Source organism: Deltaproteobacteria bacterium, from assembly GCA_017302835.1.
Classification (GTDB): domain Bacteria; phylum Bdellovibrionota; class Bdellovibrionia; order Bdellovibrionales; family Bdellovibrionaceae; genus UBA2316.
On sequence record JAFLCC010000004.1, the window covers coordinates 108,658 to 123,268 of the forward strand.

Below are 14,611 nucleotides of genomic sequence, written 5' to 3' on the forward strand. Positions count from 1 at the left end.
TTAAACTCCAAATAAAATCTTTTTAGCAAAATCAGTTAAGATTCTTCCGCGTTGAGTCTTTTGCAACAAACCTTCTTGAATCAGATAAGGCTCGTACACTTCCTCCAGAGTATCTCTTTCTTCGCTCAGGGCGGCCGAGAGAGTTTCAATTCCGACGGGACCGTCATTATACTTTTCATGAATTAAAGTTAAAATGTTTCTGTCCATGATATCCAAGCCCAGCTTATCCACACCTAAGCGATCCAAGGCATCCACAGCAACCTTTTCATTCACTCTCCCATCTCCTAAAATATCTGCAAAGTCCCTAACTCTTTTTAAAAGTCGATTGGCAATTCTGGGAGTTCCTCGGCTTCTTCTTGCAATTTCACCAGCGCCAAATTGATCGATTTTTACACCTAACAGGTCTGCATTTCGAGTCAAAATAGTCGTCAGGGATTCCCGATCATAGAATTGTAATCTTTCTACAATTCCAAATCGGTCACGAAAGGGAGCATTCAAAAGCCCTGCCCTGGTTGTCGCCCCCACCAAAGTAAAGGGGCTTAATTGAAATTTCATGGATCGAGAACCCAGTCCGTCGCCCGTTATAATGTCAATATAATAATCCTCCATCGCAGTGTAAAGATACTCTTCGATCGTGCGATTCAACCGGTGAATTTCATCAATAAAAAGAACAGAAAAGGGTTTAAGAGACGTCAGCAAAGCGGCCACATCTCCTTTTTTTTCTATCGCAGGTGCAGCCGTCATCTTGCATTCGACATTCATCTCGTTAGCAATAATCTTGGCGAGTGTGGTTTTCCCTAAGCCTGGAGGGCCACAAAAAAGCACATGATCCAAAGGTTCTTTTCTGAGTTTGGCCGCTTGAACGAAAATTTTTAATTTATCTTTGATATCATTTTGGCCGGGGAAATGAGAAAAGTCTTGAGGTCGTAATTCATTTTCCCATTTCTTTTCTTGTTCCAAATGAGTTGATTCAAATATTCTTTCCATGTTTTCCTTTATCTCAATGTGACTGAAATTATAATTGACTGAGCTGAGTCAAGGCCTTGCGAATTCCCTCTTCCACAGGAGTCGACTCTGACATATCTGAAAGATACTCCTCGATAATCTGTGATTTAAAGCCTAAATTTATCAGCGCTGAGGCTATCTGACTGTGATTAGACGAGGCTTCCTTGATTTTCTTTTTATCTTGAACCCTCACTAATTTTCCTTGCAATGAAAGAATGATTTGTTCGGCTGTTTTCTTGCCGATTTTTGGCAAAAGTGACAAGCCCTTCGCATCGCCAGAATCAATCATCTCAACGAGTTGGTTATAGGAAGCTCCAGACAAAATACTTAATGCCGATTTAGGACCAACCCCATTTACTTTTAACAAAGACAGGAAAAGATTTTTTTCTTCCTTTGATAAAAATCCAAATAATTGGAGTTGATCTTCCCGAACATGGGTGTAAACCCAAAAAACACATGGCTCAGCTGGTCTTGTAGAAAGTTCAGCTAGAGTACTTAAAGAACAATAAACCTCATACCCCACCCCATGGACATCAACGACAACGGATTCTGAATCAAGACTTAAACAAAATCCTTTTAAGTAACCAATCATACCAACTCCTGCCATTTCCTGTTTATCTCCATACGCGTAGAATGATGAAATGCAAGGGCTAACGCATCGGAAGCATCCAAATAATCAATATTTTTAATTCCTAAAAGGTGCTTTAAAACCTCATTGACCTGGTACTTATCATTTCCACCTGATCCAGTAATTCCCTTTTTTACTTCTCTGGTAGAGTACTCAAAAATCTCCGTTTTATATTCCATGGCTTTTTGAATACAAACTCCCCGAGCATGACCTAATTTAAAAGCCGAATCGGGATTCTTTCCTAAAAAGATTTTTTCAATGGAAACCATGTGAGGTTGGTATTTTAAAAACAGGATGTCCAAACTTTGGGAAAGTAAAAAAATTCTTTCATTGAATTTTTCCGTTTCTTTTTTTAACTGTATAATCCCATGGGTTAACACTTTCCTGTTATTATTTTCCACCTCAAGAATTCCAAAACCAGTTACCTGTGACCCAGGATCAATTCCCAATATTTTAACCATGAGATGATTCAAACATTTCATAAATAAGTAAGCAAGACATTATCCCTTGAATTATTCAATTCAGAATGTCACTATAAAAAAATGGCAGGATATTCCGTTGAGGTCATTGAAAAATATAGAACCGCATTAAAAAAAAATCCAAATTCCCAAGTCTTCGCTCCCCTTGCTGATGCCTATCGAGAAATGGGTCAATTAGATCTAGCAGAAAAAATATGCAATCAAGGAATATCAATCCACCCAGACTTCCCTGGTGGGTGGGTGGTTCTTGGAAAAATTTTAAAAGACAAAAATCTTCCTGAGAAGGCTATCATGGCCCTGGAACGAACGATTCAACTTTCTGGTGATAATATTTTAGCTCACACTTTATTGGGTGAAATTTATTTAGAAAAAAGGGAAGCCGTTAAAGCCATTAAATCTTTTAAAATGGTGCTCTTTTTTAATCCTCAACATGCAAAAGTAAAGAAAATTTTGGAAAAAATTGAAGCTTTGACTGCAAAAGATTTTAGTGAAGAGGTCTTTCAATTTAAAAAACTGACATTACCCGAAGACAGCAATCCTTACATTCCAGAGACAACAGCTTTGACCTTAGATCCTAAATCTCCAGAAAGAAGAGCTGAACACTCTCACCGCTCCCTCTTAAGAATCCTTTCTCTTGTTGATGCATTTATAGCCCGAAATGACTTAAAGAAATCCCTTGAACTTTTAACTCAAGCAGAAAAAGAATTTCCAAATGAAAAAGAAATTGCACATCGAATTAAAATTTTAAAGTCAAAAAATCAATTTTCATTTATAAGTTCCGAAAATCTAGCTTCTCCAGAAATGATAAAAACCCTCAATTCTTCTAAACAAAATCAAATCAAGCAGAAAAAATTAGAAATACTCACAAAGTTACTTCAGTCTATCGAAAGTGAAAAACCCCTTTAATCCTCTACCCTTCAGAGGGTAAAGAGCTAAAAGGTTCCGAAGGATAGATGATATCGAATATCCGATTCATTTTCCTTACGATCCAATTTTTTTCCTATTTCCATATTGAGAGCTCCAACTGGGGTATTATACCTTAAGCCGACGCCAACAGAATCTCTATAGTTATCCTTAAAAGGAAGATCTTTAATATAAACAGAACCACCATCATAGAAAACCCCTCCATGGAAATTTCCATAGACTGGAAATCGAATCTCTGATTTAAACAAAAACTGAGAAGCGTTGGTTTTCAAATTATATACATCCGTATCGCTCACAATTCCTAAATCTTCTTTATTTGGCACTACCTCTTCCGTACCAGATTCAAAACCCCTAATCGTAGACCTCCCTCCCAGAATAAATCCTTTTTTACTGAAAGGAACACCTCCATCTTCATGTTTACTTAAATTCTCTAAGTAACCTAGTCTCACGTTATGAGCCCAAACCCAATTTTTCTCAATGGGCCAATAATGCGAAACGCTCCCCGTGGCTCTTAAGTATTCAATGGTATCAGAACTTCCCAATGGAGGAGACGCGTACTCGACATTAAACCGAGCAAATACGCCTCTTGTTGGCAAAAAGGGATTATCGCGATAGTCAATATCCAAAGTAGGTCCCGCCGAAGCAATATTAAGTTCCTGAGTGGTTTCACTTGTAGAGAGCAAAAAGTCTCGGAACGTCTCCAGATTGTAGACTTCAAAAATACCTGTCACGTGGGTTGTAAAATCTTTTTCGATTGCATAAATATATTGATTACTTTCAGTCACTTTTTTATCACTAAAATCACTGACATACCTTGATCTTGAAACATTAATCCGTCCTCTGAGCCTCGTAAAAAATAAGTAGGGCTCAACATAACCCAAAATAACTTTTAACTCAGGGTATTTAATATCGGCAATATTGTATTTTCCTTCAAGTCTAGCAGAAACACCTCTGCCTGTGCCCAAGATATTTCTATAACCAATCCCCGTATATCCCCTTAAAGTTCCATTTCTTTCATTGGTGGCTCCTATGCCCATAGCAAAAAGTCCTGGCTCACGCTCGGTCACTTTAACTAAAACCGTTCGATCAGAAATACTGGTGCGTTGCTCAAGAGTTTTAATATCGATAGCATTAAAAAATCCTGTTTTCTGAAGACGAGAAATAGACTCCTCTATTTTACTTGGAGTGAGGATATCCCCTTTTTTAAATTCCAATTCAATTAAGATAATATTATCTTTGGTGTGCTGATTCCCCTCAATCGCAATGGAATTGACACTCACCTGAGGTCCCTCATTAATGATAAAACTGAGTTTTGCCTTGGTATTAGATATGTCGTAGGCAACCAAACTCTCTTTTTCATTCAATATGGAAACTTCTAAGTAGCCTTCCTCCTGATATTTATTTTTAATGATGGATATTGATTTCTCTAGTTTATTTAATTCCAAGGGATCCCCTGGCGACAATCCAATAAGCTGCATCAACACTTTGTCGTTGATACTTTTGTTCCCTTCAAAATAAACCGTATCAACGACGGTTAAGGGCCCCTCATCAAAGTTTATATAGATAATGACCTTATCCTTTGCTGAAGAATACACAGTCCTAATGTTTTGAATTTGAATCATCAGAAAACCTTGATTTTGTAATTCCAATTTAAAATTAGCAACAGATTCATCGATTTGCGTTTTGTTATAATATCGACTCTTTGTAAGATCTGAAGCCCCATTTAAAAAAATCTCCTCATAATATTTTTCTGACCTTGAATAAGTACCTTGAAAAATAATCTGATTAATAATGATTTTAGGACCTTCTTGAATATTAAATATGACTTTTTTATCAAAAGCCGTTGTCCCTACTTCTTCACTTCTAACATCGACACGCGCAAAACCTTTTTCTAAATAATAATTTTTAATTTTTGAGGACATTTCCGAAGCTACGTTTGGATTTGTTGAATTATAATTTTCTGTATCTAATAATTTCATTAGTTTAATTCTTGAAACTTGATTGTAACCTGAAAAGTCGAAAGTATATTTTTGAACATTATGAAGAGAAAAAATTAACTCTACTGATGTCTCACCTTCATTGAAAAGTTTTTGGCTCAGATTCACTTCTCCTTGAATGATTCCATTTATTTTAAAATACTCCTTAACTTGCTGTTGTATTTCTTGAATCATCGTTTCTGTAAAAAATTTATGATCATACTTATTCAATAACTTTGAGATTTTTTTATTTAAATCTGAACTTTCAGAAGTGATGGAAATTTTATTTACTCTTGTTGGCACGCCCTCCTCAATATCTAAGTGTGCTTCCAAGTTATTTTTACTTGCCTCTGGCAGATCCACATGTACCCTTGCATTCAGGAATCCAGACTCATTGTAATATTTTCTAATTCTTTCAGCGCCATCTAATACCTGATTTGAATCTAAAATGTCTCCTTCATTAACTCCCAAAATATTTCTTAATTCACTCACCGGTACAAAGGTTGAACCGCTAAAATGAATTTTTGAAATCCTCTTTGAATTAATAATTTCAACGATGTACTTTCCATTCAATTTTTTATAAATAACCATATCATAATTTATTTTTGTATGAATATAACGAATCATGTCATCTAAAACAGGGAGGATATCTTCATTTTTCCACTGTGAACTGAATTTTGTGGAAACATCTTTAATTAATTCTGGAGAGATATTTTCAAATTCTACAACTTCTCCCAGAACAACATTGAAGAGCATGAAAAAACTTAGGAAAAAAACTTTTAGCTCGACGCAGGTAAGCCAGAGGTAACACCTAGGAATCAAATCAAGATGGTAAGAGGAAGGCGACTTATTAGGGTTGAGTGCTTTCATCTAAATTCTTTCTTGAATTCCAAGTCTAATCCAAAAACACTCTGACTTTCTTTTTCATTTGATTTGATATTCTCAGCCTCTTTACCTTCCCAATTGCCAACGGCAGAAATATTTTGATTAAATAAATATTGAATTTTGACTTCCGAATTGGCCTCATTTCCAAGGGATCTACTCGCTGTCGCTTGAATTTTATTTGTGACCTTTTTGGAAACTGTTGCTTTTAAAACACTGATGTTTTTAGTCGAATCAAATTGATTAACGAACTGAATATCTAAACCCAAACGATTACGTAAATTCTTAGTAATGGAGGATTGCGAAAGTACCGCTGCACCAATTTCGTACCCTGTCTGAGCCGCTTGATCTTTTGACTGGACATTTTGATCCAGCTTCGTGGAAGTTACACCTAATGCCAACAAAGAAATTATTTCCGTTTCCGCTAGTGGAGGAATGCTTGTCATTTTAATAACAGATGTTTTGGCTGGCCCTTGAAGAATTAAATTAATATCATACTCATTTACTCTCGAAGTCGCAGAAATATATAAATCTGGATTGATTTCATTGGGATTTACAAAATTTATTAAACCCGTTTGTAAATCAAATATTTTATCCTTAAAAAACAATTTTGTTCCCTTTTCCATCTGTAACTTGCCAATCAACAAAGCAGAAGTCGGTGCTCCTTTCAATTGCAAGCTCCCGGTAACATACCCCTCTATCTGTGAGTTTTTAACAAGATACTTATTATCTAAATTTAATAAAATATCTAAGTTAAAAACATTTGCTTTTGTTTCCTTTAAAATCTGCGGAAGATACTTACTTTCATGAGTTTGCATCCCCCCACTGCCCTCCTCAAACTCTTTTTCAAAAACCCCTCCGCTTATATTGTAGGTTCCAGATAATAAATAGGGCAAATTTTGGCCAGAAAACACAAGTTCCGCATTACCAGAAGACTTTACTTTTTCGGGAATATTTAAAGCTAAATTATCTCCTTTTAACTTCAGAAAAACAGGTATACGGTTACTGTCCATATATTCTAATTGGCCATCACCCTTAACTTGCCCACCCGCAAATTGAGTGGAAATATTTTGGAAAAACACTTTTGATTGAGAAAAAACTAAATTAGTCTTAATTCTATCAAAGGAGTGAATAAAATTTTTAAATTTTAAAAAAGCCTCATTGACTTGTGCCTGCCCCAGCACCTTAATTTTTTCGATACTTCCAGTGAGTGTGGCGCCTAATTCAAATTTACCACTTAGCTCTTCTAGGAAGGGAAATAGAAAGTGAAACAGCCTTAAGTCTGATTTTGAATTTACCTGAATATTTAATTTATCAAGCGTAAATTTTTCTCCAGTGATTTGAATTAAATTATCTTGTCCTTGTAAAACTAAATTTTTAAGATTTAAAGTTCCATTTTGAGCAATCAATTGAGTGGGCTCTTCAAGACTCAACTGAAGATCTCCTCTTTTTAAGTAAAACTTCTCGAAATAGATATCTCCATTTAAATCATTTAATTTGGCATTCGAAGCTGATAACTTCGTGTTACCAGTTAGAGAACTAAAATAGTCATTCTGAATACTCGTAGCCCCAATTAGAGGAAATAAATCAGTTACGTCAAAATTTGAAAACTCTGAATCAAAAATAAAGCTGGCCTTATCCTCTTTTATTGGGAATCGAGCCTTCATTAGTAATTTCCCAGCAAAAAAATTATTGTTAAAATCAATATAATTTTTATTTAGCAAGATACTTAATTGAGACGAATCAACTACTTTGTCCCCAATTAGCGAATCAAATATACTTATTTTAAAATCCATGTTGGGGCTTGTGACCTCCCCTTTGACGCCCATTGAAAACTTGAAAGAACCAGAAAACTGATTACTTATATTTTTAATAAACTGACTCTCTTCTAGTTTAAAAACATTACTTTCACCCTTCAAATCAAAAGTTTTGTTGCTATTGATACTTCCAAAGATTTTCAAATTTGATTTGTTTTTACTTAGACTTGTTCCGTCAAAATCAGCTGTCCCTTCTTTGGCATGAATGTTTATCTTTAGATTTTTAAATAGATCTTTAAAGATTACCACTTCTGAAAAATCGGCCATTAGAGAATAATTTAATTTCCAGAAATTGAGAGGGCCATTGAATTCGACTCTTCCGCTACCACTTCCCTCCAAATAAAATGGTATGGGAATTACTTGATCAAAAATTTGAGTTAAATCACTGATCCGAGACTTGCTAAAATCTACAAATCCTGAAATTCTTGAGTTAAGTAAATCTAAATCCAGATCTCCCTTAAAAATAGAGTCATGAATTCCCCCAGACACCTGTCTAAAAAACAAGGTTCCTTTGTCGTAATTTAGTAGGGTATTCAGATTTCCAAACCTATATTTTTCTAATTCAAAATTTTTACTTTGAACATTCATGTCAAAGACGGCAGAATGAGAATCCCCCTTAGTTTGTCCTTGCAAGGCTACTTGACCTTTGAATTCTAAATCAGCCAAGTTTTTAATATTTTTAAAATTAACATTTTTAGTGCTATACTTAATATCGAATCCTTTATCAAAATCAACTTCACCTGAAGACTCCCCTTGACTATCAAAAAGAACAATATCTGATTTAAAAATGATCTTTTGTGTGTTTAAATTAAAATCCCCGTTTGCTGAAAAATCTTCGATCTCGACAATTTTTGGAGTTTTATTTAAATGACTCGAACTCACAACCAAATGATTGCCAGTCACAGTTCCCTTACAGAACAAATTAAAGTTTTTAATATTTCCTTCACAACTTAAATTAGGTGAAAAATTAAGCCAAACCGGAATGTTTTTTAATTTTAATGACAGAAAAAGATTTTGCAAATCAATATGTTGTGCACTGATCTCTCCTTTAAACTCATGCGGACTTTCAATATTAAACTGACTTTTCTGGAGCGTCAATTTCCCAGAAGGATGTACTAACTCTATATTTGACAATTTAACAATATTATTTCTTATAACACCTTTTATACTTGCTGAACCAAAATCAAACTCGTCATATTTTAACTCATTTGTTTGAATAGCTAATTTACCATTTATATTTTTACTTCCAGAGAAATCAAATTCTCCATCTACCTTAAGATCTCCAGATAGCTCTTTTTTAAATTCAAAAAAATTAAACTGAGTTAAAAACTCTTTCCCTTTATGCAACTGAGTTTTGTTTTTAAAACTAATAGACCCCTCTGGGGAAATCAAAAGGCGTTGTATGTTTTTAAATTGTCCTTCAATACTGGCATCAACAATTTCACTTTCTAAATTAAACTGTCGAATGACTAAATTATTTTTTGTTAAGAGAAGATTCAGATCTAACTTGAATGGAACATTTGTATTTGACTTATAGTCTTTTATTTCATTTCTTAACAAAAGGGCGCGTAGAATAAATTTTTGGTTGATATAACTTGTTCTTATCAACCCATCTAGGATTTTAATTGACTTATTCTGTTTATCGAACTTAATTTCTAAAGAGATATTATCAAATTTAAATCTTTCAATGGGAACCTTAGACATCAAATTATAAAACTCATTCATTGGCAATTCTTTAGTGGCAGAGCTTTCCTGCAATAACGAATCTATATTTAGCTCTAGATTAATATTTTTTAGGGTTAAGAGATTAAAGCTTAATTTCCCTAAGATGAGTTGAAATAAATCGATCTGAAAATTTAACCTTTCGACCTTGGCGACTTGAATTACTTTTTCAAATTCCTTCTTTGAAATTATGGATATATTTAACACTTCTATATTCGGATCTAAAATATGAAAATCAAGTTTTTCAAACTTGATCTCAAACACATTATTACTTTTGGATATTCTATTCAACTCTTCCTTGGCAAACTCATTCACCAATGGGAAAAATAGAAATTTGAGCAGAAAATACAAACCCACAAAAATACTTAAAGGAGCGACAAAAAGCCAATAAACCTTTTTCATATTTTTTGCCATTCCTGAAACAGCACTTCCGCCGATCTGTAGTTTGGCCTTGAATTAATTAAAGATTCAAGAACCTCGAGTGCACTGTTTTTCTCTCCTAGATTCCAAAAACAAATGGCCCGACAATAGGTGGAAGAAGAAAATGTTTCAGGATCATCTGATAAGTTTTTTTCTATAATTGGAAGAATATGAAGAACCTCAAGAAACCGCTTGTTTTTCATTAATATCTCAACATATAGCCATACATTATTAAAATCAGCATGACTTCTTTTAAAAATTTTTAAAGCACATTCATAACTCTCTATGAATAGGCAGAGGATAACAAGATCCTGATATTCTTTAGAATACTTTTCAAGATCAGTTAATAAATTTTTCTCCAAAGCCTGTCTTGTTATTTCGACATCAGGATCATTCTTAGGTTTATTTATTGTTCCTTTTTTCTTTGTTTTATATTTTTCAAAAATGGCTTCAGCATCTTGTTGACTAAAACTATAGGAAATACGTTTAAGTTCGATATCTTTAGGGAAAATCTTTTCTAACCTTTTTAAAACCTCTTTGGCTGGCTCTATTAACTGCTGACTGCGAAACAATTCAAATTTATGTAATAGCTCTTCCCTTTTTTTATCATAGGTTTTTTTATGAAGTTCTTTGAGTTTTTTTCTAACTGTTTTTAGTTTTGGAAATATCTTGTCTGCAATTTTAGTTCTGGAGGCTTCTATCCAGTGCTGATCATTTTGAGCACTCCCCAAAGAAGATTTTATGATCTCTTCTAATTCTTCATCCAATTTCGGGTAAGATTTAATCAAGCCATAAATAAAATAAGCTCTATTCCAATAAAATTTTTTATTCTGAATATTGTGTTGATAGTACTGTAAAATTAAGTCCGAACGCCCTGACCTCATTAAAAATGACAAAAATTTATCATTATTTTTAGAATCCAATTTTTCATTATTAAGTACTATTTTTTGAAAAAGCAGATCCGCAATATCCTCTGGTCCTTTTTTTTCAATCAAAAATTGATTAATTTCTTCTTCAATATTCAAACTCAAAAATGACTCCAAGCCAGTTTCCTAAATTAAATAGCTTTTTTTGGCTATCTTCTATTTTGCAGAATTATCTTGGAGTTAATGAGACTTAATTTGCTGCGTTAATCAATATTAGACTAAGATTTAGCTAGGACCTCAATTACTTTTGACTGACTCGCTCAACATAATCTCCAGTTGTCGAATCCACCCGTAATAAATCACCCTCATTGATATGCAAAGGGACTTGCACGACGAGACCACTTTCAAGAGTGGCCGCCTTTGTCGCGCCTGTTACCCTATCACCCTTAATTCCAGGCTCTGTGAAAGCTACTTTTAAATTGACGGCCTTTGGCACATCAACGGCAACTGGACGATCGTTATAGATTAAAATAACGACTTTTAAATTTTCGTGAAGGTAATTAACATTTTCGCCGATATCTTCTGCTGTCATCATGATCTGTTCGTAATTGGTTTGATCCATGAAGTTATACCCATTGTCGTCTTTATAAAGAAAGGTCATTTCTTTATTCTCTACATTTGGGACTCCAAACTTTTCACCGGACTTAATTGTCATTTCTCGATTTTGACCAGTTAATAAATTTCTCATCTTAGTACGAGTAAATTGATTGCCTTTTCCCGGCTTAACATGCTGGAAATCAACAATCTGAAAAGGTTCATTTTCATATAAAATTCTTAACCCTTTTTTAAAATCTGAGGTTTCGTACATAGCGACTCGTCCTTACTGTGAAGTTTTTTGAGCCTGTCCCTAAAAGATCATCTACTTCGCTGGACTTTCAAAAAATTCGTTCCAACTTACATAAAGTAAGCCTCCACGATTCTATTGACGGAATCACGCCTTGTATCTGACCTTTTGGGGACAGGCTCTTTATTAATTTAATAACGCACCCTAACCGATTATAAACAAAAACCTGATTCGTCAAATAGTTCATTCATAGTCTAGTTAGACTTAAGTTTTTGCCGCGTCTAGACAGTTTTAAATGACTATTTATCATCCAGATCTTTTAAATTTTTAAATTTCTGACGATAAGTCATTAGAGCCACTCCTTAGGAGCAAACATGAAAATTTATTTTAGATTTCACCATCAAGTCATAGCTAATCCAACTTTAGATATATCCAAAACCTATACAGTGGGACGTGGACTTAATTGTGATATTCAAATCCCTATTAGCACCATCTCTCGTTTTCAAGGAGTCATTTATTTTCAAAATGGAAATTGGAATTTTAGAGACGAGACAAAAAGTCAGAAACCAGAGATCGTCTTAAGTGACACTGTCTGTGTGAATTTAAATAATGGGCTTGAGATTTTCTTAGATTCCTACTTAGGAAATGAAAAAACACGTATCAACGAACCTCTTTTAGAAAAATCAAACACAACTCCTCCTCGATTTTTATTAAAATTCCTTCAGCCTCAACCATCTTGGCGCTGGACAGTTTCATTTTTTCTTACTCTTTTGATAGTAATTTGTTCTGTATATTTCTATTTTCATTTAACAAGGCCCTATGATTCAAAGACACTTATGGGTCATGCCGAAAATAAAATTTTAAAATTTGAATTAAAAGTTAAAAAAGATGTTTTAGAGAAAATTAAAAAAGAAGCCGATCTCACCGAAGCCGATTTTAAAGAAACCGTCGGTTTTTGTACCGGCTTTTTAATTGAAAAAAATGTTCTATTAACTGCTCATCACTGTATTTCTCCGCCCCCAGGTATGTCCATAGAAAAAGATTTCATTCTTAAAACTTTTGATAACAGAGAAATTGTTCCGAAAAGAATTTTAGGTTTTGATTTTGTAAAAGACTATCTGTTTCTTGAAATCGAAGGATTTAACAATAACCCTTTCTTTAAATTCACTGAAAATGTGGAAATTGGGCAAAAAGTCTTTACTATTGGTAATGTTGCTGGTGAGGGGTTAGCGATCAGAGAAGGCATTATTTCTGGCGAGACTGAAGATCAAAACGATCCCTCAATTAAATACATTCGTTTTTCTGCTGCTGCCAGTCCTGGAAATAGCGGAGGACCTTTATTAAATGAAAAAGGTGAGGTGGTTGCCCTCGTTTCTAGAAAGAATATGGCAGAGAATTATAATGTAGGGATATCTTACAAAGATCTTAGAAATGGTTTTAATAATTTCGTTCTAAATCGAGATGTAAAGTCTGTTATTTTTGATTCAAAAGCCTCCGAAGGAAGTTCCAATGGGATTGAGGTGTTTTTGGCTAAAATTTTTAGACTTCCCTTGCTTGAAAAATTAGAAACAAAACCCTTACTTCAAACAGCTTTAAATAACTTTATCGTCAAAATTGAAGTCCCATTTGATTTCAAAGACTCTCAACAATTTTATTTTAACAAATTCCATGATGTTGCCACAAAGAAAATATTTGAATTAGGAACCTTAACACGCAAAGAAAACTTACCAGGACAAGATTGGGAAAATCAAACAACCAAAGACTTACCTTACATTATTCCGTCAGCGACAAGTGAAAATGGAGGTTTTTTTAAACTAATTAACAATCAATTTTTAGTTCCTAATTCTTTAGGTTTGATCGGCCATAGTGGTCAGTTTGGATATGAAACTACCTTGAACGAATGGAAAAAGGATAAGACCTATTATTACAGTGAGGGCTTAATGGCGACAAAAGGGATGCTCATTGAAAATCGAATTTCCAATACTCAAAAAGAAAATTACCTTGTCTATTCTTCCCTGAAAGACACAAAGGAATCCTTTGATATTTCTAAATTTTTTATGGCGAGTCCAGATTTTTCAATACTCTATTTAACTTCTGATTTTCCAATGAATCATCGAGAATCTATAATCTTGAAAACCATGAAAGATATTTTTATTGGTCCCGAAGGTGCCATTGTTTCATTAAGATTTTTCCCATTTTTAAGACCCAAAGCAAAAGCTGATTTTAAGATTAAAAACTTTCCCTCAGACATAAAAAAGATTAAAACTTACCAAGATAAAAATAATCGAAGCTGGGATTATTACGTTGCCGACTTCTATGATACTTTCTATATTGAGCTTTTTTGTATGAACAATCCAACGACAACCCATTGCTTGACCTTATTACAAGAGGGTTCGATCGATAAAATGAAAGATGAAATTGTTAAGAATTTTGTCCATTTTGAACTTAGTGAAAAATACCCTTTAGTCGACTTTTATAGTACCTCCGATTTGCAAAATGAAGAATTCCTTCAATTCTTAAATCATGCGGATCCGTTTAAAAATTATTCTTTTTCGAAAACCTCAAACCATCAACTTCTAGTAAAACTGACAAATTTTGACTATGATTTAAATCTGGGACCTGAAGCCGAAATCCTGAGCCTTCGATTTATCCCCGGAGTCTATCAAGAAAAGTCAGAAGATCGCGGAAAGTGGACGGCCTTGGGAGTTCAATTTATTAGAAAACATCATGAGAACAATCAATGGCATTATGAGCTGTGCACAGCAGGAATTCATTTTGAAGAATTAAAGTACAATGTGATGCTCCTTAAGGATCAATTAATTCAAAAATCAATTCGAAGTATGGCCAACGAGCTAGATTTAAAGAACAAAAATAAAAACAACAAAACACTGCTCCTTAAAGAAACGGTCTGGAAAAAAGATTTAGGTTTAGATCCCTCTCAGTGGAGAAAACAGGCCTATGGCACTTGTCAAACACTTGAAAAAGATCCCGAAAAACAAGATATTTACAAAACCGAAATGAAAGCACAGGCCTTTAAAGCAGAGTAGA

At 34.1% G+C, this 14,611-nt stretch carries 9 protein-coding genes; 2 read left to right on the forward strand and 7 right to left on the reverse strand.

The window, feature by feature from the left end; translation table 11 throughout:
• From ruvB to ruvC, 3 genes are read right to left on the reverse strand one after another with little or no spacing between them, the layout of a single operon-like run.
• Positions 1-987: a Holliday junction branch migration DNA helicase RuvB gene (gene ruvB, locus J0M15_05760; protein ID MBN8536538.1), complete on the reverse strand. Its 987-nt coding sequence runs from the start codon at positions 985-987 to the stop codon at positions 1-3.
• Positions 988-1,015: 28 nt separating this feature from the next.
• Entirely contained in the window at positions 1,016-1,597 is a 582-nt protein-coding gene (gene ruvA / locus J0M15_05765; GenBank protein MBN8536539.1) for a Holliday junction branch migration protein RuvA, read from the reverse strand.
• Positions 1,594-2,094, reverse strand: a complete 501-nt coding sequence (gene ruvC, locus J0M15_05770; GenBank protein MBN8536540.1) for a crossover junction endodeoxyribonuclease RuvC — start codon at positions 2,092-2,094, stop codon at positions 1,594-1,596. The genes ruvA and ruvC overlap by 4 nt, the downstream gene beginning before the upstream one ends.
• A gap of 81 nt (positions 2,095-2,175) precedes the next feature.
• On the opposite strand from ruvC, the gene J0M15_05775 reads away from it, so the two are divergent.
• Positions 2,176-3,018: a hypothetical protein gene (locus tag J0M15_05775; GenBank protein MBN8536541.1), complete on the forward strand. Its 843-nt coding sequence runs from the start codon at positions 2,176-2,178 to the stop codon at positions 3,016-3,018.
• A gap of 26 nt (positions 3,019-3,044) precedes the next feature.
• Here the strand turns inward: J0M15_05775 and J0M15_05780 are convergent, their stop codons facing one another.
• The 4 genes from J0M15_05780 to efp form a co-directional block, all read right to left on the reverse strand.
• Positions 3,045-5,882 (reverse strand): BamA/TamA family outer membrane protein, encoded by a 2,838-nt coding sequence (locus J0M15_05780; GenBank protein ID MBN8536542.1) that lies wholly within the window; start codon positions 5,880-5,882, stop codon positions 3,045-3,047.
• On the reverse strand, positions 5,879-9,835 hold the full coding sequence (locus tag J0M15_05785; protein MBN8536543.1) for a translocation/assembly module TamB domain-containing protein: 3,957 nt from the start codon (positions 9,833-9,835) through the stop codon (positions 5,879-5,881). Before J0M15_05785 ends, J0M15_05780 begins: the two co-directional genes overlap by 4 nt.
• A complete protein-coding gene (locus tag J0M15_05790) occupies positions 9,832-10,884 on the reverse strand; it encodes a hypothetical protein (protein MBN8536544.1) in 1,053 nt (350 codons plus the stop codon). Before J0M15_05790 ends, J0M15_05785 begins: the two co-directional genes overlap by 4 nt.
• A gap of 136 nt (positions 10,885-11,020) precedes the next feature.
• Positions 11,021-11,587 (reverse strand): elongation factor P, encoded by a 567-nt coding sequence (gene efp, locus J0M15_05795; GenBank protein MBN8536545.1) that lies wholly within the window; start codon positions 11,585-11,587, stop codon positions 11,021-11,023.
• A gap of 350 nt (positions 11,588-11,937) precedes the next feature.
• Between efp and J0M15_05800 the strand changes: the two genes are divergently transcribed.
• Positions 11,938-14,610 (forward strand): trypsin-like peptidase domain-containing protein, encoded by a 2,673-nt coding sequence (locus J0M15_05800; protein MBN8536546.1) that lies wholly within the window; start codon positions 11,938-11,940, stop codon positions 14,608-14,610.
• Position 14,611 lies beyond the last annotated feature (1 nt).